Source organism: Vibrio glycogenivorans, assembly GCF_051660965.1.
In the GTDB taxonomy this organism is placed as follows: Bacteria; Pseudomonadota; Gammaproteobacteria; order Enterobacterales; family Vibrionaceae; genus Vibrio.
Genome location: NZ_JBPVIS010000007.1, coordinates 215,447 through 241,986 on the forward strand (window position 1 = coordinate 215,447; position 26,540 = coordinate 241,986).

Annotated in this window: 23 protein-coding genes; all 23 read left to right on the plus strand. The window is 44.3% G+C overall.

Translation table 11 applies throughout. The features are described 5' to 3' along the window. Window positions 1-13 precede the first annotated feature (13 nt). The 23 genes from ACSTTG_RS15460 (at window position 14) to ACSTTG_RS15570 (ending at window position 26,532) form a co-directional block, all read left to right on the plus strand. On the plus strand, window positions 14-826 hold the full coding sequence (locus tag ACSTTG_RS15460) for a hypothetical protein (RefSeq protein WP_438475450.1): 813 nt from the start codon (window positions 14-16) through the stop codon (window positions 824-826). Between the two features lie 146 nt (window positions 827-972). Then, window positions 973-1,464: a hypothetical protein gene (locus tag ACSTTG_RS15465; RefSeq protein WP_438475451.1), complete on the plus strand. Its 492-nt coding sequence runs from the start codon at window positions 973-975 to the stop codon at window positions 1,462-1,464. Continuing rightward, on the plus strand, window positions 1,458-2,906 hold the full coding sequence (locus tag ACSTTG_RS15470; RefSeq protein WP_438475452.1) for a beta-1,6-N-acetylglucosaminyltransferase: 1,449 nt from the start codon (window positions 1,458-1,460) through the stop codon (window positions 2,904-2,906). Before ACSTTG_RS15465 ends, ACSTTG_RS15470 begins: the two co-directional genes overlap by 7 nt. Further along, window positions 2,907-3,740: a glycosyltransferase family 2 protein gene (locus tag ACSTTG_RS15475; RefSeq protein WP_438475453.1), complete on the plus strand. Its 834-nt coding sequence runs from the start codon at window positions 2,907-2,909 to the stop codon at window positions 3,738-3,740. After that, entirely contained in the window at window positions 3,737-4,879 is a 1,143-nt protein-coding gene (glf, locus tag ACSTTG_RS15480; protein ID WP_438475454.1) for a UDP-galactopyranose mutase, read from the plus strand. Before ACSTTG_RS15475 ends, glf begins: the two co-directional genes overlap by 4 nt. A gap of 86 nt (window positions 4,880-4,965) precedes the next feature. Continuing rightward, a complete protein-coding gene (locus tag ACSTTG_RS15485; RefSeq protein ID WP_438475522.1) occupies window positions 4,966-5,850 on the plus strand; it encodes a glycosyltransferase in 885 nt (294 codons plus the stop codon). A 36-nt stretch (window positions 5,851-5,886) separates the two neighbouring features. After that, window positions 5,887-7,053 carry a glycosyltransferase family 4 protein gene (locus ACSTTG_RS15490; RefSeq protein ID WP_438475455.1) on the plus strand — a complete coding sequence of 389 codons (1,167 nt, stop codon included), beginning with the start codon at window positions 5,887-5,889 and terminating at the stop codon, window positions 7,051-7,053. A 94-nt stretch (window positions 7,054-7,147) separates the two neighbouring features. Next, the gene (locus ACSTTG_RS15495; RefSeq protein ID WP_438475456.1) at window positions 7,148-7,798 is read left to right on the plus strand and encodes an ABC transporter ATP-binding protein; all 651 of its coding nucleotides are present in this window, start codon (window positions 7,148-7,150) and stop codon (window positions 7,796-7,798) included. 23 nt (window positions 7,799-7,821) lie between these two features. Beyond that, window positions 7,822-9,555, plus strand: a complete 1,734-nt coding sequence (locus ACSTTG_RS15500) for an SLC13 family permease (RefSeq protein WP_438475457.1) — start codon at window positions 7,822-7,824, stop codon at window positions 9,553-9,555. Between the two features lie 20 nt (window positions 9,556-9,575). Then, window positions 9,576-10,484, plus strand: a complete 909-nt coding sequence (gene cysD, locus ACSTTG_RS15505) for a sulfate adenylyltransferase subunit CysD (RefSeq protein ID WP_438459925.1) — start codon at window positions 9,576-9,578, stop codon at window positions 10,482-10,484. 160 nt (window positions 10,485-10,644) lie between these two features. Further along, a complete protein-coding gene (gene cysC, locus ACSTTG_RS15510) occupies window positions 10,645-11,274 on the plus strand; it encodes an adenylyl-sulfate kinase (RefSeq protein ID WP_438475458.1) in 630 nt (209 codons plus the stop codon). A 127-nt stretch (window positions 11,275-11,401) separates the two neighbouring features. Next, the gene (locus tag ACSTTG_RS15515; protein WP_438475459.1) at window positions 11,402-12,367 is read left to right on the plus strand and encodes a DHH family phosphoesterase; all 966 of its coding nucleotides are present in this window, start codon (window positions 11,402-11,404) and stop codon (window positions 12,365-12,367) included. Window positions 12,368-12,548: 181 nt separating this feature from the next. Beyond that, a complete protein-coding gene (locus ACSTTG_RS15520; protein WP_438475460.1) occupies window positions 12,549-12,902 on the plus strand; it encodes a four helix bundle protein in 354 nt (117 codons plus the stop codon). A gap of 90 nt (window positions 12,903-12,992) precedes the next feature. Beyond that, a complete protein-coding gene (cysN, locus tag ACSTTG_RS15525; protein WP_438475461.1) occupies window positions 12,993-14,402 on the plus strand; it encodes a sulfate adenylyltransferase subunit CysN in 1,410 nt (469 codons plus the stop codon). Window positions 14,403-15,492: 1,090 nt separating this feature from the next. Beyond that, window positions 15,493-15,921 carry an arsenate reductase/protein-tyrosine-phosphatase family protein gene (locus ACSTTG_RS15530; RefSeq protein WP_438475462.1) on the plus strand — a complete coding sequence of 143 codons (429 nt, stop codon included), beginning with the start codon at window positions 15,493-15,495 and terminating at the stop codon, window positions 15,919-15,921. Between the two features lie 88 nt (window positions 15,922-16,009). Then, window positions 16,010-17,140, plus strand: coding sequence for a polysaccharide export protein (locus ACSTTG_RS15535; RefSeq protein ID WP_438475463.1), 1,131 nt, complete (start codon window positions 16,010-16,012; stop codon window positions 17,138-17,140). Between the two features lie 62 nt (window positions 17,141-17,202). Then, window positions 17,203-19,368, plus strand: a complete 2,166-nt coding sequence (locus ACSTTG_RS15540) for a polysaccharide biosynthesis tyrosine autokinase (RefSeq protein ID WP_438475464.1) — start codon at window positions 17,203-17,205, stop codon at window positions 19,366-19,368. A 155-nt stretch (window positions 19,369-19,523) separates the two neighbouring features. Continuing rightward, on the plus strand, window positions 19,524-20,804 hold the full coding sequence (gene tviB, locus ACSTTG_RS15545; RefSeq protein ID WP_438475465.1) for a Vi polysaccharide biosynthesis UDP-N-acetylglucosamine C-6 dehydrogenase TviB: 1,281 nt from the start codon (window positions 19,524-19,526) through the stop codon (window positions 20,802-20,804). Window positions 20,805-20,967: 163 nt separating this feature from the next. Next, on the plus strand, window positions 20,968-21,990 hold the full coding sequence (locus tag ACSTTG_RS15550) for an NAD-dependent epimerase/dehydratase family protein (RefSeq protein WP_438475466.1): 1,023 nt from the start codon (window positions 20,968-20,970) through the stop codon (window positions 21,988-21,990). A gap of 58 nt (window positions 21,991-22,048) precedes the next feature. After that, window positions 22,049-23,209, plus strand: a complete 1,161-nt coding sequence (locus ACSTTG_RS15555; RefSeq protein ID WP_438475467.1) for a hypothetical protein — start codon at window positions 22,049-22,051, stop codon at window positions 23,207-23,209. Beyond that, window positions 23,193-24,350: a glycosyltransferase gene (locus ACSTTG_RS15560; RefSeq protein WP_438475468.1), complete on the plus strand. Its 1,158-nt coding sequence runs from the start codon at window positions 23,193-23,195 to the stop codon at window positions 24,348-24,350. Before ACSTTG_RS15555 ends, ACSTTG_RS15560 begins: the two co-directional genes overlap by 17 nt. Before the next feature lie 12 nt (window positions 24,351-24,362). Further along, window positions 24,363-25,616 carry a glycosyltransferase family 4 protein gene (locus ACSTTG_RS15565; RefSeq protein ID WP_438475469.1) on the plus strand — a complete coding sequence of 418 codons (1,254 nt, stop codon included), beginning with the start codon at window positions 24,363-24,365 and terminating at the stop codon, window positions 25,614-25,616. After that, on the plus strand, window positions 25,609-26,532 hold the full coding sequence (locus ACSTTG_RS15570; protein ID WP_438475470.1) for a glycosyltransferase family protein: 924 nt from the start codon (window positions 25,609-25,611) through the stop codon (window positions 26,530-26,532). The genes ACSTTG_RS15565 and ACSTTG_RS15570 overlap by 8 nt, the downstream gene beginning before the upstream one ends. Window positions 26,533-26,540 lie beyond the last annotated feature (8 nt).

The window sequence follows — 26,540 nt, forward strand, 5'->3', positions numbered from 1 at the left end:
ACTCGAGGTTTTAATGAAGGTCAACATTCACTTTGGTGTACACAAAACTGCGACAACATATTTGCAAGGTCAGTTAAAACAAAGTCAAGTTAAACTGTTGGATAATAGTGTGGAGTATGTGGATTTTCCGAACAATAGGAAAAAACTAACATCTAAATTCTTCGGTTTAGTTCCCACTCTAAAACGTGAAGATATAGTTGATGGTGTTCAAGTAGATAATATTATAATTTCAGAAGAGAACCTAATAGGTGGAGTTGACACACCGTTATCTGGTACTTTGTACCCAAACTTAAAGTCAAACGTCGAAAGGATGCTATCTATTTTCCGTCATGATACAGTTAGAGTGTTCATAACTATAAGAAGTTTCGATGGTTTTTTAGCATCTTTATATTGTGAGTATCTGAGGCATTATAAATTTCTGTCTTTTGATGAATACATACAAAAAATGGATCTGGAAAATTTGTCATGGTTCGAGTGCTTTAAGGGGTTAATCAAAGCCAATCCCGATGTTGAGTTTGTTGTATTTGATTTTTCTAATTTTAGAATTCGAAAAAGCATGTTTCTTGAACAGTTATCTTTTGGTTGCTTAGGTGAGTTTAGTCCATCCATACCGGTCTCGAGATCTTCTATAACTCATGAGGCTATATCCTTTTTGTCGAAGTTTCCAGAACGATCTCGAGACGTATTACGGAAAATGGAGGCTTCAGGTTACATATTTGGAGAGAAATATATGCCATTTGATGATGAGCAAAGAGCGTTATTTTCTACTAGGCTGGAGAACGACATCAAAATGCTTAGTAAGTTAGACAATGTGTCCGTGATTTAGCTATGAACCGAATCATTCCCTTTGTTTTACGAAGATTTAATTTAGTCCTTTTTTCATTTCGTCTACACTTCTTGAATTTTATCAGTCGCCATAAGTGGACAAACTTTTTAAGTCTATCATCTGACAATGATAGAAACTTCTGCTTAATGAATGATAAAGGCTGGAAAATATTTGTTGAAGAGAACGAAGAATTATTGACCCCATATTCTGAGACAAGAAGTCTTGAACAGTTGTTAAAGTACTTGGACTCCACTGGTCAGAGAACTTTTGGTGCCGTAATTGTTCATGCGTATAGTTATAAAGGTAAGAGGTATTTTGACTCCAATGGGTATTCAAGTTTTGTTCATCATGGAAGTCAGCTTCAAATAAAAGGTGGTCCAATTTATCGATATTTAGGCGGGTTTAGGTCTCAAAATCTTTTCAGAATTGTTGCGGTTCGCTCCGGGCAAGGGGCCTATTTTCGTAAGTATAGGCGTTCGATGCGCAATGATTATTTTAATAACTGCTTCGGAATTAATCACACGGTTGGTTGTCTGATTGTTAATATCCCCGGTGATCACTATGACCCCAATGTTAGTGTACGACTGAGTGAGTCAAATTTGATTAAATATGGCCTGTTAAACAGAGGTGAATGGTAGTGTTATCGCACACATTTATATTATTGCTTCATGAACCACCCATTCAAGTCAAACCGCTATTAAGAGCGCTACTTAAGTCTGGAAGTAACGTCGTAGTTCATTACGATGAAAAGCAATCTATATCCATAGCTAATGATTTTATGGATTTGATGGATGAGTACACTAAGAGACTTATTTTTTGCAAAAAAAGAGCGAGAGTTGGTTGGGGAGAGTGGAGTATTCTTCAAGCAACACTTAATGCTTTGTACGAAATCGAGACGAGAAACCTTAACCCAGACTATGTTACTTTGTTGAGTGGTTCTTGTGTGCCAACAGTGAACTTGGACGATTTCTACGCGTTTTTGGCACAGCATTCAGATCACCAGTTTATAGAGTCTCAAAACGTGACAATAGCGCCTTGGGTCAAGGGGGGGATTGAGGAAGAGCGTTGGCAGTATAAGCATTTTTTCAATTGGCGTTCACAGCCTTATTTGTTTGAACTGAGCTTGATGGCTCAGCAGAAACTCTTGAAACCACGAAAACTACCAGCAGAACATGTACCACATATGGGTTCGCAATGGTGGAGTTTGACTTGGGATTGTTTGAAGCAATTTCTGCGTTTTAACGAAAAATACCAAGGTTTTTATGAGACAACGCTGATCCCAGATGAGCTTTATATTCAAACCTTTGTTGCCAACACCTATCCGAAAGACACTATCTTTCCGCAATCATTAACCTACTCGCACTTTACCAATTGGGCAGTGCCTAGAGTTTTTTATGATGACTGCATTGAGAGTTTTTCTGAGCTACCGCACTTCTTTGCTCGAAAAGTGTGCTTTTCTGCCAAGGATCTGCGCGATAAATATATTAATAACAATCGCCAATTACCAAGTCGTCCTGCGGTCACTCACTTAGAGTCTTTTGGCACACTGCTCAAGGATGTCAAAGAGTCTAATCGAGTGATACCGGTAAGAACGGTCACTGACTATCCTCATAACAGCGATGAGCCACCATTGAAACCGTTGCTCGTGGTGGTGGTTCCTGCGCTATCAGCGTTGGTCGAGGTGCATCAAAAATTGCGACTCTCAGGGGAGTTCGGTAACCCATACACTGGCTTTTTGAGTCATGCACATATCGCGTGCCTTCCTGACTCTGAGCAGGTGCGAGAGCGATTAAAGGAAGGTGATTGGAATTCCTTAAGTGATTACTTAAGAGGAGAAGATCGCCCGGTGGTTCTCGTCGACTCTTATTGCTATCAAGGACCGGTGTCAGCATTGCTGAGCCTTAAGACCAATACGCTAATTGAGTATCGAAGCCCTGAGGATCAAAAAGTGCTTGCCAATAATCCGCTGAAAGAGAGTCCAATCAAAGCGCGGCAACACGTTGCGAAAAGTGTGGAAGAAATTTTGTCGGCGGCATCGACTCATGATTACTCTGCTCAACTTGAAGTTCGTGATTGGTAGATGTCAGCGCATACTGTAACCGTAGTTACTCGAACCAAAGACCGAACTTTACTTCTTCGCCGCGCCCTTGAGAGTGTGCAAAAGCAGACATTTGCCAACTATATTCATGTCGTGGTGAATGATGGTGGAGAGCCTCATGCGGTTGATAGGCTGGTCGAAGAGTTTAACGATCCACGAATTTGTGTGCTGCATAACCCCACCTCGTTAGGCATGGAGGGAGCAAGTAATCGCGGGCTCAACGCTTTTCCAGCCGAGTACGCGGTGATTCATGATGATGATGATTCATGGGAGAGCGTGTTTCTTGAGGTTACACATGGCTATCTCAAAAATCACCCAGAGATGGCCGGTGTGGTGACAAACATTACTCAGAGGTTTGAGTCAGTAGGTCAAAATGCTGTGCAGCCCCTTCGCTCAAGACCTTTTAATCCAGCAGTGAAAGAGTTCCGGTTGGACGATTTTTTGGTTGTGAATCAGTTTGTCCCTATCGGCTTTGTTTATCGTTATGCATTGCATCAAGAGATAGGCTTTTTCGATCAATCGCTGCCAGTTTGTGGTGACTTAGATTTTCATTTGCGTGTCTTACACCGCCATAAAATTGGCAAGCTCTCAGATTACTTAGCTAGCTATCATATCCGCTGTGAAAGCAAGAATAGTGCAATGAATAACTCTGTCACTCAATCGGCCAAACATCAAAAATACGCCGCGGAGTTGATCGCAAAATACGATCAGCGAACGGTGTGGCGACGTTGGATGTCTGTGTTACGAGTTAAAGGGTACTACCGCGTGATGAATGTCTTGATGCGCCTTGGGTATAAATTAGGTATTGGAAGATGAACATTGCCTGTGTTGGCGCGGGGCTATCCTGCGCAGTCATCGCTAACCGACTCGCGTTAGCGGGGCATCGTGTGACCATCTATGAATCGCGTGACCATTTGGCAGGTAACTGCTATATGGAGCGTGACCAAGATACTGGTGTGATGGTTCATACCTACGGCCCACATATCTTCCATACCGATGACAAACAGGTGTGGGATTTTGTCAATGCACTCACGGAGTTCAAGCCGTATACCAACCGGGTAAAGACCACCTCTCAAGATGCCGTTTACTCATTGCCGATTAACTTGCACACCATAAACCAGTACTTCGGCAAGACATTCAACCCGACTCAAGCACGCGAGTTCATTGAATCGATCGCTGATACCAGCATCGAAGATCCGCAGAGCTTTGAAGAGCAGGCGATGCGCTTTGTGGGTAAAGACTTTTACGAAGCGTTTTTCAAAGGCTACACACTCAAGCAGTGGGGTATTCACCCTAGTAAGTTGCCAGCGAGCATCCTAAAGCGCCTGCCGGTGCGCTTTAACTACGATGACAACTACTTCGCGCACAAATATCAGGGGATGCCGGCTAACGGCTACAACGAGATTGTCGAGAAGCTGCTGGATCACGATAACATTGATATCAAGCTCAACACCAAGTTTGAGCGTGAGATGGCTGAAGAGTTTGACCATGTGTTCTTCAGTGGGCCGTTGGATAGCTACTTTGAGTATGAGCTGGGCCGCCTGGGCTATCGCACTTTGGACTTTGTCAAAGAGACGCACCAAGGTGATTACCAAGGCACCGCAGTGATGAATTATGGTGATGAAGAAGTGCCTTACACTCGCATCACAGAGCACAAGCACTTCTCTCCATGGGAAGAGCATGCGGATACCGTCATCTACAAAGAGTACAGCCGATTGTGTAAGGGGGATGATATTCCTTATTACCCAATCAACCTCACGGATGAAAAGGAGCTGCTGACCAAGTACGTTGCACTCGCCAACAAGACGCCTAACGTCAGCTTTGTCGGCCGATTGGGCACATACAAATACCTCGATATGGATGTCACTATTCGTAAGGCGCTCGATGCCGCCGAGCAGGCGGTTGCTCTGCTTGAGCGTGAAGAGGCATTGCCTGCGTTTTTTGAACCGATGTAGTTGCACAGCACTTAATGGGAATACATCAATGGGGAGCTCGCTCCCCATTTTAGACTTAACAGGTACACGATATTAGCCCCCAAACAATCACAGCGGTTGTTGTCACCTACAATCGACTGGCCAAATTAAAAGTGACCATCGAGCGGTATCTAGCTGAGGCGAATCTTGCCCAGTTGATTATCGTCAATAACGCCTCGAGTGATGGAACCGCAGAATATCTCGAACAGCTATCAGCCTCTGAGCCTCGACTGCTGGTGATAAGCGAGTCGCACAATCTCGGTGGTGCAGGCGGGTTTCATCAAGGGTTGAAGGCCGCGCGTGAGCAAGCCATAACCGAGTGGTTGGTGGTCTCCGACGATGATAGCTTCCCTGAACAAGGCGCCTTGGCTTCTTTTTTTGGCCTAGTACCCAAGCTGCACCCCAAATGTGGCTGGGTCGCCAGTCAGGTTCACTACCCGGAAGGTGGGCTGTGCACCATGAATGAGCCGATGACATTTCCGTCACTAGGAAACGCCTTCAAGCGCCTGCTCAAGCGACAAAAGATCACCTGGGACCCAAGCCAGGATGCGTGCGAGCTTGCCAAGATTGATGGCTCCTCCTTTGTTGGCATGTTTATCAACCGCGCTATCTTGCAGCAAACGCAGGTCTTGCCGAATCGAGACTACTTTCTCTATTGGGATGACATTGCGTTTTGCTATGACCTCACGAACCAAGGGGCGGTTGGTCAATACTCGGCCCAAGTGGCCTTTGTGCATGATTGCGATCGTCATACAAAATCACTGGAGGGTCAGCGCCTTTACTACATGGTGCGCAATGGTATTTGGACCATGGCCAAGCTGCCGATGAGTAAGCGCATCTGGGCAATGTCCATCAAATTGATTTCTTGGCTCCTGATCGCCATCAAATCACACTCACTCTCATGGTATGTCAAGGCTGTCAAACACGCAGCACTGAAACGTACTGAGCCATAAATAATCATGGATTGATTAATAAGAGAACACTCGATTTTGAAACTCCTTATTACCTCAAACACGTCCTGGTTTATTTACAACTTCTTTCGCTCTTCAATTACCGAGTTTATGAGCAATGGTAACCGCGTCTACGTGCTATCGCCGTACGATAGGTATGCCGATAAGCTCAATCAACTCGGTTGTGAGCACTTTGACCTCGACATGGACCGCTCAGGGATCTCCCTTTCGCAAGAAGTGCGTACTATGCGTCGCATCAACGTCGTGATGTCGGCGTTGCAGCCTGATTGTGTACTCAATTTTACCCCTAAGCTGAATATCTACTCGGCACTAATGGCCAAGCTGCAAAAGCGACCGGTGATCAACAGCGTCGCAGGTCTAGGTTCGATTTTTACCGAAAAGAGCCTCAAGGCCACCGTTGGTAAGCAGTTGCTGCGCTTTACGCAGCCTCTGGCCGATCACGTCGTGTTCCAGAACCCCGATGACTGGCAAATCTATCTCGACAATGACTATGTGAAGCAAGAAAACAGCTCTCGCGTGCATGGGATTGGGATCGATTTGAGCCAATTTGTGCCGCATGAGGCGCCGGATGATGGCGTTACTCGGTTTATTCTGGTGGCGCGCATGCTCAAATCCAAAGGGGTGCAAGAGTTTGTCCATGCAGCGCAGGCGGTTGAGGAGCACTATGCGATAAGACAGCTAGCCGGTGAGACAATCCCTAAATTTGAGTTCTCTTTGCTTGGTTTCATTGATGAAACCAACCCGCAGGGGATCTCGCATGCCCAGCTCGAGCACTGGCATGACAACACCCTAGTCAACTATCTCGGTGAAACCGATGATGTGTTCTCGATCGTTAAGGATTACGACTGCGTGGTGCTACCTTCTTACTATCGAGAGGGCATTCCACAGTGCTTGATTGAAGCAGCGTCGATGGCAAAACCTATCATCACCACTGACAATGTCGGTTGCCGAGAGACGATAGACGATGGCAAGTCCGGCCTTTTGGTCAAGCCACAAAGCGTGCCTGAGCTTAAAGAAGCCATGATCAAGATGATTGAGTTGGGCCATAAACGACGTCTAGTCTATGGACGCAAAGGCCGCCACAAAGCTGAGCGCGATTTCTGTCATTTGAAGATCTCACAGCACTATCTGGATGTCATAAAGTCCGTCAGCCGCCTTGAAGAAAAAGACGGCAGCACTTGGTAGCCCACCTTGGGCCTGCAATATCTTATACAGAATTCATCTATGCATAATCCTTTCAGAGTCGTTACTCTTATGTCTATAGTTTATAAAAAACAAAATGATAGAACTTCGTGACCTAACCAAGTACTACCCCTCGGACCTGGGTAATCAGTATGTCTTTCGCGACGTCAACTTTACCTTCCCTGAGGGCCATAACGTCGCTTTGCTGGGCTCAAACGGGGCGGGTAAATCCACCTTGTTTCGGATCATCGCGGGCAGTGAATACCCAAACTCAGGGCGGGTGATCACAGACAAAGCCATCTCGTGGCCAGTGGCCCTTGCCACGGGGATCCATCCGCAGATGACCGGGCGGGAGAACACCCGCTTTATTGGCCGAGTCAATGGTGTGGCGGACCTCGATGAATACGAAGAAAAAGTTAAGAATTTTGCTGAGCTGGGGATAAAATACGACTTACCCGTTAAGAGTTACTCAAGCGGTATGCGCTCTCGATTAGCCTTTGGCTGCTGCATTGCGATTGATTTTGATATCTACCTAATCGATGAAGCCACCTCGGTGGGGGACCAAAAGTTTCGCCGTAAGGCCAAGCAAGCGCTGCTGAATAAGACCCAAGAGGCCTCCGTGATCATGGTCAGCCATGATATGAAAGAGATCCGAGAATTTTGTGATAGTGCAATTATCTTGCATCAGGGAAGCCTGACCTTCTACGACGACCTGGAAGAGGCGCTTCACGTTTACGAAGACTTATAACGAAAAACGATTTTGGAGTTAGTGTGGTGTTTTTCTCATCTTCCACATTAGTATTACTGCTGTTTGTATTGACGATTGCCGGTCTTATCCGTTACCAGCAATCCTCACACAAAGTTTTTGGTGCGCTGTTTCTGATTCTCTATCTCGGCGATTTGGTCTCGACTGAGCAGGTGATCAGCAGCTTTTCTAATCAGGGTCTACTGACGCTGATGTTGATCATGACCTGTTCATTAGCTATTGAGAAGACGCGTCTGTTGCGCGCGATCACTGGCTATATGATTGAGCAGGACTATCGCCTGACCAGCATTAAGTTGTTTGGTTTAACTGCATTGGCCTCATCAACGCTGAATAATACTGCGGTGGTCTCGACCATGCTCGCGCCAATCCGCAACAATCCGCATCATGCGTCAAGTAAGCTGCTGATCCCGCTCTCTTATGCGGCGATACTCGGCGGAACATTAACCCTAGTGGGCACATCGACCAACTTGATTGTCAACAGTATGGTCATCGAAGCGGGATTGCCAAGCTTAGGCTTTTTCGACTTCACTCCCGTTGGCGTGGTGGTGGTGGTGCTGGGCGGATTATTGATGCTGCTCATCAGCCGCTGGCTGCCAGAGCGACATCGCTCGAAAGAGGCGATAGCGGATTACTTTATTGATACCAAGGTGGGCGAGGGCTCAAGCCTGATTGGCAAGAGCGTAGAGCAAAACGGGCTGCGCCACCTTGAAGACCTGTTCTTGGTTGAGATTGTGCGCAAAGGGCGACTGATCTCACCAGTGACTCCGGCGCAGGTGATAGAGGCCGAAGACAGGCTGCTGTTCAGTGGTGACGTAAAAAAGGTCACCTTGCTCAATCAATTTGATGGGCTGAGTATCTTTGCCAGTCAAAACGGGTTGCCGCTGGATAACCTCAAAGAAGTGGTGCTGAAACCTGACAGCCGTCTAGTGGGCAAGACCCTAAAATCGGCAGGCTTTCGTGCCCTGTTTGATTCAGCGGTGGTGGCGATGCGCCGTGATGGCGCGCCAATGTCGGGCAAGCTTGGTGAGGTGGTGTTAAAACCCGGTGATTATCTGGCTCTGGCTACCGGCCCGGATTTCGCCGCACGGCGCAACATCAGCAAGAACTTTTACATGCTGACTGACCTCGCCACCGAGCAGACCCTTGAGGGTTTGAAAGAGAAACTGGCGGTGGGTGGCTTTTTTGTTGCGATTGGTCTGTCAGCGCTGGGTATATTACCGCTGTTCAAGGGCATGCTGTTATTGCTTAGCGCGCTGCTCGCTACAGGTGCACTGACAGCCAATGAGGTCTTTCACCGCTTGCCGCGCAACATCTGGTTGATTATTGCCAGCGCCTTGATGCTCTCACAGGCACTGACAAACACCGGTGCGCTGGATGTGATTGATCATATGGTGCAAAGCAACCAAAGCGTCTTTACCCCGTGGGTCGGTCTAGTCTTTATTTACCTGCTAGCGTGGGTAATGACGGAGTTGGTCACCAATAATGCCGCGGCCGCCTTGGTGTTTCCAATCGCGATTGAGCTTGCACAAAGCCTCGCGGTTGAGCCAAAAATTTATATCCTTGCCCTCGCATTTGGCGCGAGTGCAAGCTTTATCAGTCCATACGGTTATCAAACTAACCTGATGGTATTTAACGCAGGTCACTATCGAATACAGGACTTTGCTCGAGTCGGCATCCCGATGTGTGTGTTGTACGGCTTGATTGTGATTGCCACCCTGCCTGTATTCGTTGGCTTTTAACAAAGGAAGTAGGAATGAATATTTCTCCAGAACGCATGACTCACCTTAAACAGCTTGAAGCTGAGTCAATCCATATTATGCGAGAGGTTGCCGCTGAGTTCGACAACCCAGTCATGCTTTACTCTGTGGGCAAAGACTCATCGGTCATGTTGCACTTGGCCAAAAAAGCCTTTGCACCAGGTATCCCACCGTTTCCTTTGATGCACGTAGACACCACGTGGAAATTCAAAGAGATGATCCAGTTCCGTGACTACATGGCAGAAAAGCTGGGCATGAAGCTGATCGTGCACCAAAACCCAGAGGGTTTGGCGATGAACATCAGCCCATTTACCCACGGCAGCTCGCAGCACACCGACATCATGAAAACTCAGGGCCTTAAGCAAGCTCTAGACAAGCATGGCTTTGACGCTGCTTTCGGTGGCGCGCGCCGCGATGAAGAAAAATCTCGCGCCAAAGAGCGTGTTTACTCGTTCCGCGACGAACACCACCGCTGGGATCCAAAAAACCAACGTCCAGAGCTATGGAACATCTACAACGGTAAGGTAAACAAAGGCGAGAGCATCCGCGTGTTCCCACTTTCAAACTGGACCGAGCTCGACATCTGGCAATACATCTACCTAGAAAGCATCGAGATCCCAGGCCTATACCTATCAGCAAAACGTCCAGTGGTTGAGCGCGACGGCATGCTGATCATGGTCGACGACGATCGCATGGAGCTAAAAGAAGGCGAAGTGATCGAAGAGAAAATGGTCCGCTTCCGCACCCTTGGCTGCTACCCACTGACTGGTGCTGTGGAATCTGAGGCGACAACTCTGCCTGAGATCATCCAAGAGATGCTACTGACTACGACTTCAGAGCGCCAAGGCCGTGCAATTGACCACGACAGTGCGGGCTCGATGGAGAAGAAAAAGCGCGAAGGGTACTTTTAAAGCAGGAGCGGGGACGGACTTTGTCCTTCGAGGAGCGGGGAGCGAGGAGTTCTTTGTTTGTTGGTAGGTCGGAGAACGTTGTTAACCTTCTCTGTATTTAGGTGTTTGGCGATGTTTGAACCTCGTTACTCGAGCCTCGAACCTCGCCCCTAGGATTTTTATGATTTCACCATACGAAAAAAAACAAAACGATTCGGTAAGCGATGACGTAGTTTGGCACAACAGTACCGTGACGCATCAAGACCGAGTTGAGCTCAAACAGCAAAAGCCGGTGGTGCTTTGGTTTACAGGGCTAAGTGGCTCGGGTAAGTCGACTGTGGCGAATGCCGTGGAGAGCAAGCTGCTGAGTTTGGGTAAGCATAGTTATCTGCTCGATGGCGATAATGTGCGCCATGGGCTGAATAAAGACCTTGGTTTTAGTGACGCTGACCGCGTTGAGAACATTCGCCGCATCGGCGAGGTGGCTAAGCTGTTTGTTGACTCGGGCACGATTGTCCTGACGGCGTTCATTTCACCGTTCATCTCAGACCGCGAGCAAGCCCGTAGCCTGATGGAAGCAGGGCAGTTCCTCGAGGTCTTCGTCGACACCCCACTAGAGGTGTGCGAACAACGCGACCCGAAAGGCCTATACAAAAAAGCCCGCGCCGGCGAAATCAAAAACTTCACCGGCATCGACTCAACCTACGAAGCCCCACAATCCCCAGAAATCCACGTCCAAACGGCAGACAAGTCGATCGAGGAATGTGCGGAATATGTGGTGAGTGAATTGCAACGAATGGAGTACGTGTAGGGGGCGGGGAGCGAGGACGGGCTTTGCCCTACGAGTAGCGAGGTGTTGTGTTGATGGAAAAAGTCTTTTCCTCGAAACGCAGTGTCCCCGCACCTCGAACCTCGCACCTGTCTCACAGTGTGAGACTATGAATTACGATGTTTTCAACGGCGACGCCGACGGCATTATCGCCCTAATCCAGCTCCGCCTAGCCGAGCCAAAAGAGTCAGTATTGGTAACGGGCGTCAAGCGCGATATCAAACTGCTTAGCCAGCTGGTGGACAAAAACGATGTCTCTAGCGTCACTGCGCTGGATATCTCAATGGAGAAAAACCAGCAACCTCTAGCAGCGCTGCTAGAGAAAGGCGTAGAGGTATTCTACTGCGACCACCACCGCACAGGTGACATCCCGCAGTCAGATAAGCTAACTACGCTGATTGACCTAGACGCCGAAGTATGTACAAGCCTGCTGATCAACCAAAAGCTTGGCGGCCAATACGCCAAATGGGCCGTCGCCGCCGCGTTTGGTGACAACCTATTCGCCAGCGCAGAAAAACTCGCAGCCGAGATAGGCCTGTCTAAACCAGACACCGAGTTCCTAAAAGAGCTAGGAACACTAATCAACTACAACGGCTACGGCGCCTCACTAGACGATTTGCACATCGCCCCAGCAGAACTATATAAGATGCTGCTGGAGTACCCGTGCCCACTAAAGCTGCGTGACGACAAAGCATCGCCATACTACACGCTGAAACAAGGCTACGAGTCCGACTACCAAAATGTCGCCGCTCTAACCCCAATCAGCCAAAGCGAAATCGCCACCGTCTTTGAACTCCCATGCGAGCCATGGGCAAGACGCATCAGCGGCGTATTCGGCAATGAGCTAGCAAACCAAGCCCCAAACACCGCCCACGGCGTTCTAACAATGAACGTTAATGGCAACGACTACACAGTCAGCGTCCGCGCCCCCCTAAACAACCGAGTAGGCGCCGACGAAGTCTGTTCGTCCTTCCCGACCGGCGGAGGACGCAAAGCGGCCGCGGGGATTAATCAATTGCCTTTGGGGTCGAAGCAGGCGTTTATTGATGCGCTAGAAAGTTACTACAGCGGATAGCCGCTTTGAGGGGCGAGGTGCGGGTTTCGGGCTCTTGCCCTCCGAGGTGCGAGTGGTGAATGCGTTAATTCAACCACTCACACCTAAAAATGTGAAGACGCGGGTTATTTCTCATACTCGTTCAACTGCATCTTTAAACATGGCTGCGTTATGTTTTTAGAAAGTGGTGAAGGGTAATGGGATGACGTACGAGTCTTTAGAGGTTTGGCAACGAAGTGTGGATTTATCCGCGAAGATATATCAAGTGATGCGAAGCTCAAGAGATTTTGGCTTTAAAGATCAGATATGTCGGAGTAGCGTTTCGGTTTCAAGCAATATTGCCGAGGGATGTGAAAGAATTCACATCAGAGAAAAGATTAATTTTTTGTCAGTGGCGAAGGGGTCGTTGGGAGAGCTTAAAACACAGGTCATTATTGGTGAACGCATCGGACTAATTCCAAAGGAAGTGTCTGAGTGCTTAACCAGAGAGTGTGAAGAACTCTCCAAGATGTTGGGCTCCTTAATCACTTACAACCTAAAACAAATTAAACATTAACCGGTCCGAGTCCAGCGAATGGAAAGCCCCTCGCTCCCCGAAGCGAAGCGTCCCCGCCCCTCGAACCTGGTTTTAAAGGAGTGAAAGATAATGTCACATTCTTCAGACTTAATCGCAACAGATATCGAAGCATATCTAAAAGTACACGAAAACAAAGACCTGCTGCGTTTTCTTACCTGTGGTAACGTGGATGACGGTAAGTCGACGCTGATTGGTCGTCTGCTGTTTGATAGTAAGTTGATCTATGAAGATCAGATGGCGGCGATTGAGAAAGACTCGCAGAAGTTTAATACCACCGATGAAGCGTTTGACTTGGCGCTACTGGTGGATGGTTTGCAGTCTGAGCGTGAGCAGGGCATTACGATTGATGTGGCGTACCGTTACTTCTCGACTGACAAGCGTAAGTTCATCATTGCCGATACTCCGGGACACGAGCAGTACACGCGTAATATGGTGACTGGTGCATCGACTTGTGATCTAGCGATTGTGATGGTGGATGCGCGTCATGGTATCCAGACTCAGACCAAGCGTCACAGTTATATCTGTAGCCTACTGGGTATTAAGCACATCATTGTAGCTATCAACAAGATGGACCTGATGGATTACAGCCAAGAGGTGTATCAGAAGATCAAGGCTGATTACCGTGAGATGGCGAAGAACTTCAATATCGACGATATCCGCTTTGTGCCAATCTCAGCGCTAAAAGGCGATAACGTAGTCACGCCAAGCGAAGCGATGGATTGGTACCCGGGTGCCACGCTGATGAAACTGCTTGAGACAGTAAAAATCGCCCAAGATAAAGATCTTGAGCACATGCGCTTCCCAGTTCAATACGTGAACCGTCCAAACCTGAACTTCCGCGGCTTCTGTGGCACCTTGGCATCGGGTCTGGTTCAGGTAGGTGATGAAGTAGCGGCCTTGCCTTCAGGCAAAACCTCACGTATCAAAACCATCTACACTCACGATGGTGAGTTGGTCACGGCTTACCCAGGTCAAGCGATCACGCTGACGCTGGAAGACGAGATCGATGTATCACGCGGCGATATGTTAGTCCACGTCGGCCATGAGCCAGCAGTGACGAACAAGGTGCAAGCGCACGTGGTTTGGATGGATGAAAACCCAATGCGCACTCACAAAGAGTACATCTTTAAGTTCGCCACTAAGTCTTGCCCAGGCAAGGTGACGGAGATAGAGCACAAGATTGACGTCAACTCTCTAGAGGAGCACGCAGAAAACAGCGAGCTGCTCGATCTTAACGAGATTGCATTTACCAACATTGCCCTAACGGACAAAGTGGCATTAGATGTGTACGACAACCTGCCACAAACCGGTGGCTTCATCGTCATCGACCGCCACACCAACGTCACTGTAGGCGCAGGTATGGTCCGCAAAACGACTGAGTCAAATGATGAAGAGCTACGCAGCTACTCAAAAGCTGAAAAAGAACTCAACGCCTTCATCCGCAAAAACTACCCAGAGTGGGGCTGCACTGAAATCTAAAACAAAGGTTCGAGGTGCGAGTACGGGCAGAGCCCTGCGGGGTTCGAGGAGCCGGTCACGCGCGATAAACTCCTCGCACCTCGGAACGAAGTGAAACCCGCTCCCCGCCCCTGACTACGCTTCGCCTAGTTTTGTGACCTTGAGTCAAAAGTGTATAAAAAGCAGCCAATCGGCTGCTTTTTTTGATCATTTAACTACATAAATTTCATACACTTGCAATCTAGTGAGTGTATTGTCAGTTAAATAAGTTGAATATGTGATCATGCTCATTGTGCTGAATAGTATATGTAATACGTTTTAGGTAGAATACCCAGCACAAAAAGATAAAAATACACACAGATTGCCATTAGGAGCGAAACCTAGGGGCGGTAGCGTGCCAAAATAATGCTAGTACGTCGTTAGAACAGTACAGTATAAGCACAGGCTCGGTGTGAAACGTCAGAATCGCTGGGATAGGTTGGTTAACCAAAGTGTGGGCAAAAAAGTCTGCGCAAAAGTTAAATAGTTTGAACAAACTCCACTCAACTTCCCCGCCAAAACCAAAAACATTTACAATGCCTTGAGGCAAGTGCCTTAAAAATGGCTTTGAAACTAATGGGTTAAAGCTGACAGCTTGAACCAGCGTTAGTTTTTACAGGGCAACAAGTGAATGTTTCTTCATTTAAATTGAAGTAATTCCCATTTCTATTCAATCTGAGCGCTGAACTGGTGACTTTTAAGTCGCGATGCAAATATCTAACGGCTGCGTATAAATATCAAACGTAACGCCGCAGAAGTGCGACTTTGAGCCCAAGTTGCAAGTGCGGTTGTTGAACTAATGCTCAGTTGTAACAAAAAATACACCCTCTCTATGCTGTGGGCATAGTGGTTAAAAAACTACATGGATGAATGCCAATCAACAAGGCAGTTGCTCGAAAAGCGGCGCTTGGCTCAAGGAATGACGAACTTTGTTGCTTTACACCGCAATCTAGGGTCCCTAGATTCATATTCAGCCTCCATATCTTTAACCCTGTACTCAAGCCTATTGAATTGGGCTAATGATTTTTAAGTTAGTATCCCGAGCGGATACTCAAACTTAGGTGAATAAAACATGTTTAATAAGATTCTGGTGGTTTGTGTCGGTAATATCTGTCGCTCACCCACTGGGCAGTACCTGCTCAAAAGTCTACTCCCTCATAAACAAATCGATTCGGCTGGCGTTGGTGCCTTGGTCGGCAACCCTGCCGATGGCATGGCCACACAAGTTGCAAAAGAGCACGGCGTTGAACTTGACGCGCATGTCGCTCAGCAGCTCACGCGTGAACTCTGCCAAGCCTACGATTTGATCTTGGTGATGGAAAAGAAGCACCTAGAGGCGGTGTCTTCAATCGCCCCAGAGGCAAGAGGCAAAGCCATGCTATTTGGCCAATGGATTGGTGGCAAAGAGATCCCGGACCCATATCGCCAAAGCCGAGAAGCGTTTGATTTTGCATATGATCTTCTTGAGCAATCCGCCCAAGCTTGGTCAAGAAAGCTATAACAAATTACGATAATTGTCAGTGAGACTCGTCGGCCAGTTGCTACCTTGCCTCTCGCCTTTCGCTTCTCGCCTCTTTAATAAGAAGTCTATGTATCATTCGAAGAAGTTATTACTAAGCGCCTTGATCACAATGACGCTAGCAGGCTGCGCCGTACCAGGTTCACACCTAAGCTATGATGATAGTCAGGTGGTCGGCGAATCTGAATCAGCAGATATTAGCCAGCAGGTGAATATCTACCCGATCACGCCACAACGTGTACGCGAGTACCGTTCGCAACTGGTTGCGTCGCAGCCAAACCCTGCGTTGGATGCTGAACTGGAGAATTACCACTATGTGATTGGTGCGGGTGATATCCTTAATATCACCATTTGGGACCACCCGGAGCTGACGATTCCAGCAGGATCGTTCCGAAGCTCAGCCGAAGCGGGTAACTGGGTTCATGCCGATGGCTCTATCTTCTACCCTTATATTGGTAAGGTTGAGGTGGCGGGAAAAACCGTGACTGAGGTACGTGAAGAGTTAACCAGACGGCTAACAACCTATATCGAAAGCCCACAGGTAGATGTTAACGTAGCGGCATTCCGCTCACAAAAATCCTACGTTACCGGTGAAGTGAATCGCCCGGGGCAGCAAGCCATCACCAATGTACCATTGACACTATTAGATGCGATTAACGCTGCTGGCGGCCTTGCCAGTGATGCTGACTGGCGCAATGTGACTCTGACTCGTCAAGGTGAAGAGCAGCACTTATCACTCTATGCACTAATGCAGCGTGGCGATTTAACTCACAACCGGTTGCTACGCCCTGGTGATATCGTCCATGTGCCGCGCAACGACAATCAAAAAGTGTTTGTGATGGGTGAAGTGAACGATCCGCAGTTACTCAAGATTGACCGAGCAGGCATGAGCCTGACTGAAGCATTGAGTAGCGTTGGCGGCATCAACGAACTCTCTGCGGATGCAACGGGCGTATTTGTCATCCGGAGTGTGCAAGACGGTAGTGATGATCAATCCCCGATTGCCAATATTTATCAACTAGATATCCAAGATTCCTCTGCGCTTGTGCTTGGCACTGAGTTTGAGCTGAGGCCTTACGATGTAGTTTATGTGACCGCTGCGCCGTTGGCTCGCTGGAATCGTGTAGTTTCTCAGCTTGTACCAACTATTAATGGATTTAATAACCTGACATCAGGTATTAATCGAGTCCGTTCATGGTAATTCGATAGCAATACTAGCAGCCTTTTTAGGTAGAACGATTGATAAGAAGAACTAGATTATTTATGAGTGTTAATCAACCCAATTCTTACATACCAGCCAATGATGTGATCGACCTTGGCAAGATGTTTGGTGTCCTACTTGATGGTCGCTGGACTATAATTATTATCACTATTCTCTTTGGTATCACAGGTGTGGTGATAGCCACGCTCTCAACCCCAATCTACAAAGCTGATGCACTGATCCAGGTTGAGAAAAAATCTGGTGGTGTATCGACGCTACTGGGTAACGGTATGAGTGATCTTTTTGCCCAAGATTCTTCGGCTACGACCGAAATTGAGCTGATTAAGTCCCGCATGGTCCTGGGTCAAACTGTCGATAAACTAAATCTAGCGACGATAGCAAGACCCATTTATACTCCGTTTGTTGGCAAAGGGTTAGCGAGGCTTCGTGGTACTCAAGGGTATATAGATATCGGTCGCCTTGAGCTTCCTGACTATTGGCAGTATAAGCAAGATAAAACTTTGGTTTTGGTGCAAACAGATTCAAAGAACCTGGGGTTTAAGGTTGTAGACGGTGATGAGCGAGTGCTGTTAAAAGGGCGAGTCGGCGAACTTGCTAGCGATAATGGGTTTAACATATTTGTTACTGAACTACGTGGTGACAAAGAGCAAGCCTACTCACTAGGTAAAACCGCACGGATTAATGCAATTAACAGTCTAAATCGGGCGTTATCAATTTCAGAGCGAGGTAACCAGACAGGTATCCTTCAACTCTCACTCGAGGGCGAGCATAAACAATTTATTGAGCGAGTACTTAACGATATTAGTCAAAACTACTTTCTTCAGAATGTAGCGCGACAATCAGCAGAGGCAGAAAAAAGCCTATTATTTTTAAAAGGACACCTGCCTGACATTAAGGATAGCCTAACAGTTGCTGAAGATCGCTTAAATCAATATCGGCAAGATAATGAATCTGTCGACCTTGGTTTAGAGGCTCAATCTGCACTCAGAGTGATGGTTGAGCTTGAAGCAAAGCTAAATGATTTGACCTTCAAAGAAAGCGAAATTAGCCAGAGGTTTACCAAGGATCATCCAGCTTATCGTTCACTTTTGGAAAAACGGGAAACACTACTTGGGGAGCGAGAGCGACTCAACCACCAAATCCAGCAATTGCCGAAGACCCAGCGCGAAGTCCTGCGTATGACGCGCGATGTAGAAGTCAACCAACAAATCTATGTACAGCTTCTTAACAAAGTACAAGAGCTAAATATAATGAAGGCAGGTACTGTAGGAAATGTACGAATTATAGATAGCGCTCAATCCAATACAAGCCCGGTAAAGCCCAAAAAATCACTTATCGTGGTAGTCGCTACGTTATTTGGCGGCATGATTAGTGTCTCTTTTGTGCTCGTTAAAGCAGCGTTGCATCGTGGTATAGAGAATCCAGAAGAGATAGAAACAGCAGGTATTGCTGTTTACGCCACGATTCCGAAGTCTGAGCAGCAAGAACTGATGTCAATGCGGATGAAGAAAAAACGTAGCGAAGGCAACCTACTTGCCGAGGTTAACCCTGCCGATCTGTCAATTGAAGCATTGCGTGCTCTCCGCACAAGTCTACACTTTGCGATGCTTGAAGCGAAAAATAACGTGCTGATGATTTCAGGGCCAGCACCAAATATTGGTAAATCTTTCGTTTCAACTAACTTTGCAGCCGTCGCTGCCAAGACTGGTCAAAAAGTGCTGCTCATTGATTCGGACATGCGAAAAGGCTACCTACAACGTTCTTTCAACATTAAATGGGATGATGGTCTGTCAGACTATCTGAGTGGGAAATTACCGATTGAAAAAATAATTAAGCAAACTTCGATTCATGGTCTTGAAGTCGTAACTCGTGGTCAAGTACCGCCGAATCCGTCAGAACTTTTAATGCACCCCCGATTTACTGACTTTATAGATTGGGCAAGCAATAACTATGATTTAGTCATAATTGATACGCCGCCGGTGCTAGCTGTAACCGACCCAAGTATTGTTGGCGCGTTGGCTGGTACGACTTTGATGGTGGCGCGCTATGGTCAAAGTACAGTGAAAGAGCTAGAAATCGCAAAGTCGCGGTTTGATCAAGCTGGAGTTGTTGTCAGGGGAGTAATATTTAACGCACTAGAAAGGAAAGCTTCGAGTACCTATGGATATGGATATTATAATTACGCTTACACGAGTGATAAATCTTAGTGAATTTTAATAAACAATAGCGCGAGATTATATTGAGTGGAAATGATGCATAATATAATAACTGCTATTGAATAAATTTTTTAACACGAAAATTAGCTACGTTAAATTTTCTGAAATTGACTTGATAAAGTAACAGTTAAAAAGATAAGTTACCTATGAATTATATGTTTAAAAATACTAAAATAGCGATAATTGGTTTGGGCTATGTTGGCTTACCTCTAGCCGTGGAGTTTGGTAAGAAGTTACCAACTTTGGGTTATGATATTAGTCAATCCCGCATTGACGAGCTAAGAAATGGTAAAGATTCAACACTCGAGTGTTCAGAGGAAGAGTTGCTAAACGCAGAACTGCTTTGTTACACCAATAATCTATCTGAACTTAAAGATGCAAATATTTATATAGTCACTGTTCCTACACCAATTGATGAACACAAACAGCCAGACCTTACTCCATTGATAAGAGCGTCCGAAGCTTTAGGTTCTATCGTCAGTAAAGGGGACGTCATAGTCTACGAGTCTACGGTGTATCCAGGTGCTACAGAAGAGGTCTGTATTCCAGTTGTAGAGTCAGTGTCAGGATTAACATTTAACAGAGATTTCTTCGCTGGATATTCTCCAGAGCGCATCAACCCTGGGGATAAAGAGCACAGAGTAACAAATATCCTTAAAGTTACTAGTGGTTCAAATGATGAAATCGCTGAATTAGTTGATCAATTGTATAAAATGATTATTGCAGCGGGAACACACAAAACATCTAGTATTAAAGTTGCCGAAGCAGCAAAGGTCATTGAGAATACACAACGGGATGTAAATATTGCATTGATTAATGAGCTGTCAATTATTTTTAATAAGTTAAAAATAGATACGCTAGAGGTGTTGGAAGCTGCAGGTACTAAATGGAACTTCTTACCATTCCGCCCAGGGTTGGTTGGTGGACACTGTATTGGTGTTGACCCGTATTATCTCACTCATAAAGCACAAATTTTAGGTTACCACCCAGAAATGATTCTTGCAGGGCGTCGTTTAAATGATGGTATGGGTAAGTACGTCGTCTCAGAATTAGTCAAAAAAATGCTTAAGCAGCGCATTCACGTAGAAGGAGCGAATGTGTTAGTAATGGGGTTAACATTTAAAGAAAATTGCCCTGATTTGCGCAACACCAAAGTGGTAGACATTATTTCAGAGTTAAAAGAGTACAATGTAAATGTTGATGTAATTGACCCCTGGTGTACAAATGAAGAGTCAGAATCTGAATATGGCCTGAGTTTATGTAATATTAACAAACCTAACCACTATGATGGAATTATAGTAGCGGTTGCACATGATGAGTTCAAGGAGATGGGCGTCGAAAAAGTTCGTGAACTCGGAAAGCCAAACCATGTCATTTACGACCTGAAATATACTTTTTCAAAAGAAAGTGTTGATATGCGGCTATAGCTTAATTTAAACGTTTATTGGCCTTATTATGCTAACCTTCAGAGGGCATTATAAAATTGAGCTAATGAACTTATGTTACCCCTATAAAAGATTAAGTGTAAGCTCTTCAGTATATATGCTCTAATTAAATTATAATTTTTCAATGTGATATGGCTAAACCACTATGACCCAATACGAAAATGTAAAAAAAATACTATCCGAATCACCAAGAACGTGGTTGATTACTGGCGTTGCCGGTTTCATTGGTTCAAATTTGCTCGAAGCACTTCTTAATTTAAATCAGAGGGTTATAGGTCTTGATAATTTCTCTACAGGACATCAGCATAATTTAGATGATGTAAAAAAACTAGTTTCAGAGTTGCAGTGGAGCCGTTTTTCTTTAGTTAAGGGTGATATTTGCGACATAAAAGTTTGTCATCAAGTGATGAACGGAGTTGACTATGTGTTACATCAAGCAGCACTTGGATCAGTGCCTCGTTCCATAGCTGATCCTATCACCACAAATGCAGCAAATATTACAGGTTTTCTCAACATTCTTAAGGCTGCAAAGGAATCCGAAGTCGAAAGTTTTACTTATGCTGCAAGTAGTTCAACGTATGGAGACCATCCGGCGTTACCTAAAATAGAAGAAAATATAGGAAGCCCTTTATCACCTTACGCAGTTACAAAGTACGTGAATGAACTATATGCTAACGTATTTGCACGCTCATATGGATTCAAATCTATAGGTCTACGTTACTTTAATGTTTTTGGACCACGGCAAGATCCTGATAGTGCATATGCCGCTGTTATTCCTAGGTGGACTTCAGCTATGATTAAAGGTGATGCAATATTAATCAATGGTGATGGAGAAACCAGTCGTGATTTCTGTTTTGTCGAAAATGTTGTTCAAATGAATATACTGGCCGCTACTGCTAAAGATTCATCGAAAGATAAAGTATATAATGTGGCGCTTGGTGATAGAACTACGCTTAATGAACTGTTTAATTACATTAATCTATCGCTATCTGAACTATCATGCAAATATGATAAACCTCCAACGTATGGAGATTTTCGAGTCGGTGATGTTAGACACTCTCAAGCCGATATTTCTAAAGCAACCAAGCAACTGGGATATCAACCGGAATACAACATTAAAAGAGGCATAGCTATCTCGACAGAGTGGTATCTGTCCAATTCTATATAAAAACGAAAAAATGATTGTTGAAAGACGTAAGTTAGAACATATACAGGTTATATGCTTAATGTATTTGTCAGTATGGGTGACATCACCCATACTTGCTTATAGTTCTATTGGTAGACTGATTGCTTTAATCTCACTATCACTTTGGTTTGCTTTAGAATTGACTTATAAAAATGGAATATTTTTCAAGCCTACAATATTAAGTATTATCACGTTGGTTTATGTTGTATACACTTTGATTGTTAACTACTATGCTGAAGGTGTGGCAAATATAATTTCGGGATTGCAGTTATATATACTATTAGTGTTTGTCATAATAGGTGAGTCTTACTATGTTAAAGGCTATGAAAAACTTAAGCCGGTATTGTTGATTACTTTAACTTTAATGCCTGTATGGCTCTTTATGACATATGTTGGCTTAGAAGAAAATGTGAGGGCTGCTCGTATAGTTATTCGTAGTAGTGATGAAGCTGTAAAATTGAGTCAAAGCGGTGTGGGTGGGTTTTCTCTGATATATTTTTCAGTTTTATATGTCTCTTTTTTACTTCCGTCTTTGAAGTATTTTAAAATCTCTACTCCCCAAAAAATATCATTTATAGCGTTAATAATTGTAAATATAGTCTTTGCTAGCGTGGTTGTTCTAAAGGCACAGTATAGTGCAGCATTGATACTTTTGGTGTTTTGCTACATTTTCTTCTTTGTTTCAGGGAAGGAATTTAGTTTTATGTCATTATTTTACGCCTTGATTTATACGCTCTTATTGCTGATTTTTTGGGTCTACAAAATTGAAATTTTACAGATGATATCAAAAGTTCTTGATGGTTCTAACTATCAGCTAAAGATATCGGATCTAATACATTATTTTCAAGGTCAAAGTACAGGCACAGTAGATGACAGAGTAGAGAGATATGAACGCAGTTTTGTCCTTTTTTTTGATAACCCAATACTTGGAACAATTTATAGGGATCCGATTGGGAAGCACTCTCAGGTCTTAGATAACTTTGCTCAATATGGATTTTTTATTGGTTCGATATTTTTGTTTGTAATCCTGTATAGGCAGGTAAAGATACTAATTACAAATCGGTTTTTATACAGTATTACCTTTCCGACGTTTGTGGTAACTTTTTTTCTCTTTGCTTTAAATAATATAGCGATGAGTTTTGGGTTAGCAATGTCATTGTTATTTCCAGCACTGTTGAGCTTATATGAAAAAGAAAAATAGACATGTAATTATAGTAGGTGGCTTTAAGTTACCAAACATGAATGCATCAGCTCATCGAGCTATTGAAAATGCAAGACTTTTAAAAAGCATTCAGCTTGAGCCAATTATCATGGGAAAAATGCCTGATAATGAAGAAAATGCGATTTTCGAGGGAATACCATGTTTTTCAATTGATGGCTGTAACGAGAATGTAAAGTTTAACTTGGATATTGGTGCTATAGTAAATTTTGTTAAAAGAATTGGAAGTGAAAATGTACATTCTATCATTGCTTATAACTATCCACCTATAGCTCTAGCAAAACTAATATATTTCTGTCGTAAGAGTAATATAGCGATAAACCTTGATCTTACTGAGTGGTACGGTTGGGACGGTAGTGGCTTTGTTCGAGATTCTATACGTTACTTTGCTACTGAACTGCGAATGAGGATTTTGGCTACTAAAGTAGATAAAATCATATGCACTTCTACATATTTAACCGATTTCTACAGAAAAAAAAGTACATTTTTATTACCTTTCTCAACAGACAAGTCGAGAAAAATATGGGATGTCTATCAAACTAAAACCTTAGACAAGTGCGTGACTTTTCTTTATGCGGGCAGCCCTGGCATTGGAATGAAAAAAGATCATGTCGATTTAGTACTCAGATCATTTGAAAAACTTCATGATGAGGAAGATAGGCTGTCTTTCAAGTTTAATATATTGGGTTTGACAGAGAAACAATATTTGGATGTGTTTCCAGAACACTCAAATACGCTGAGCAAACTTAGGGGGAAGATAGAGTTTTTTGGAAGGGTTAGTCACCAATCAGCCTTGGATGCGTTAAGAGAAGCGAATTACACTGTTTTGGTCAGGCCGAATAACAGAGTCTCTAAAGCGGGGTTTTCTACAAAAATTGTTGAGTCTATTGCATGTTCTACACCCGTAATCACAAATGATGTTGGCGATGTGGGGTTATATATAAAACACAGAGAAAATGGTCATTTAATTAAAGGAGAGTCAGTGGATGCAATAAGCTGCGCTTTTAAGGCGACTATTCTTACTGATGAAACTACTTACTTTAAAATGGTCGATAACTGCAATGATAGAAACCCATTTTCTATCGAGGGCTATACTGATAGATTCAGAGATTTTTATTTATAATTCGGGGTGGAAATGAAAGTTTTATGGGTGGTAAATTTATTGATACCAAAGGTTGCAGAAGTTCTGGGCCATGAGAAAATTCCTTTTGGTGGTTGGGTCACCAATATGCTCAATGAGCTAGAAAAACAACCAAATATTTCACTCAGTGTTGTAATGCGTGCTAATGTTAAAAAAAGAACTACAATTAATATCAACGGTACTAAATGCTTCATAGTACCAATATCTAAGTCTGATAGATTCGATATCGAACAAAGCGATTGCAACTGGGTATTAGAGAGCGCAGAACCAGATATTTTGCATGTGGAAGGTAGCGAATCTGCTCAAGCTCTCAGGTTTTTAAAAACTTGGTCGGGAGAAAACGTTGTCTCTATGCAAGGCATTTTGAACGGTTACGACCCCTATGAAGTGCCCGCTTTAAACCTTTATAATCATGGTCTTTTGTCTAAACTACATAACTCCTTTGACCTTTCTATTCTGTATTTAAATAAACTTTTCTATTTTAAAAAAAGGAAAAAGTTAGAGCAGGAAACCTTGTCATACGCGAAAAACATTCTAGGTAGGACACATTGGGATAAAGCTCACTCTTACTTTTTGAACAAAAAAGCACCTTACTATAATTGTTCTCGCATATTACGGTCTGGATTTTACGAAAACACATGGCAAAAAGATAAAATAAAGCGTCACAGGTTGTTTGTTGGTAATTCAGCTCAAGCACGAAAAGGTATGCATGTATTATTGAGAGCTGTGAGTTTGCTAATAGACGAGTATCCAGATATTGAAATAGTTGTGGCTGGTCAAGACCCCTATAAAGAAAAGCTCAAAGGCCGTATTGGGTATAGAAGCATACTTAAACGGCAAATCGAACACCTTGGTCTATCAAGCAATGTTACGTTCACAGGGGTGATGTCAGAGGAAGAGATGATTGGCTCAATGTTACTCAGTCATCTATACGTAATGACTTCTATTATTGAAAATAGTCCAAATACGCTCGGAGAAGCAATGATGCTAGGTATGCCTTGTGTTTCCTCTTATAATGGCGGCGTCTCTGATATGGCAACCGATGGTTATAGCGCTCTTTTCTATCGCGCCAATGATCACACATTGTTAGCTTTCAGAATCAAAGAACTATTTGAAGATGAAAGCCTATGCTTAGAAATGTCATCTAACGCTAAGATGGAAGCGACTAAAAATCACTCTATCGAAAGTAACGTCGAATTAATGCTTAATTGTTATAGTGATATTTATCAGAGGAAGTTCAATGAGTAGTTTAGCACCTATAGTGTTGTTTGTATTCAATCGCCCCTTACATACCAAAAGAACATTAGAGCACCTTATCCTCAACGAACAATCATCATCTTCACACCTGATTATCTATAGTGACGGCGCAAAAGATAAGTCAGGAATAAATGCAGTGGCAGAAGTAAGAAGTGCTATAAGAAGTCTTAATTTGGAAGATAAGTTTCTTAGCTTTACGATGGTAGAGCGAAACGATAACTTCGGCTTGGCGAAGTCTATTAAGAATGGAGTAAATGATGTTCTTAAGGATTATGGTAAAGTAATAGTACTGGAGGATGACCTACTTTGTGCACCAGACTTTCTGGTGTTCATGAATAAGGCACTTAATTACTATTATGACCACCCTTCAGTATGTTCAATCAGTGGTTACTCCCCGATTAATTCAGAGCATATTGAAAACGATGTTTATGCAATGCCACGAACTTCAAGTCATGGGTGGGGAACATGGCAAAACCGATGGGTTGACGTAGATTGGAACATGCAACAATACAGTAAAAAGGCGAAAAGCTTAACAGAGGTACTTAAGTTTAATTGTTGTGGTGCCGATAGATTTGGTCGTCTAAGGAGGCAATATGAAGGTGCTAAAAATTCCTGGTCGGTAGTTTGGGGATTTGACCAGTTTTGCAAATCAAAAATAACTGTTTATCCTAAGTATTCAAGAATTGTGAATATTGGTGCTGATGGTACCGGTGTTAATGTTAGAGTGGCTGATAAGAGAGTTTACAATGAAGAGGTGTCAAAAGAAACTCGGCCATTTAATTTAGTGCCAGTTGAGGAATCTACTTTTGTTAATAACCTATCTTATAAAGTATTTACTGGCGGTTGGTTTAAGAAGATTATCTACTCAATACTTGCTATACGATTTCCTTTGAGCCAGATAAAATAATAGATTTG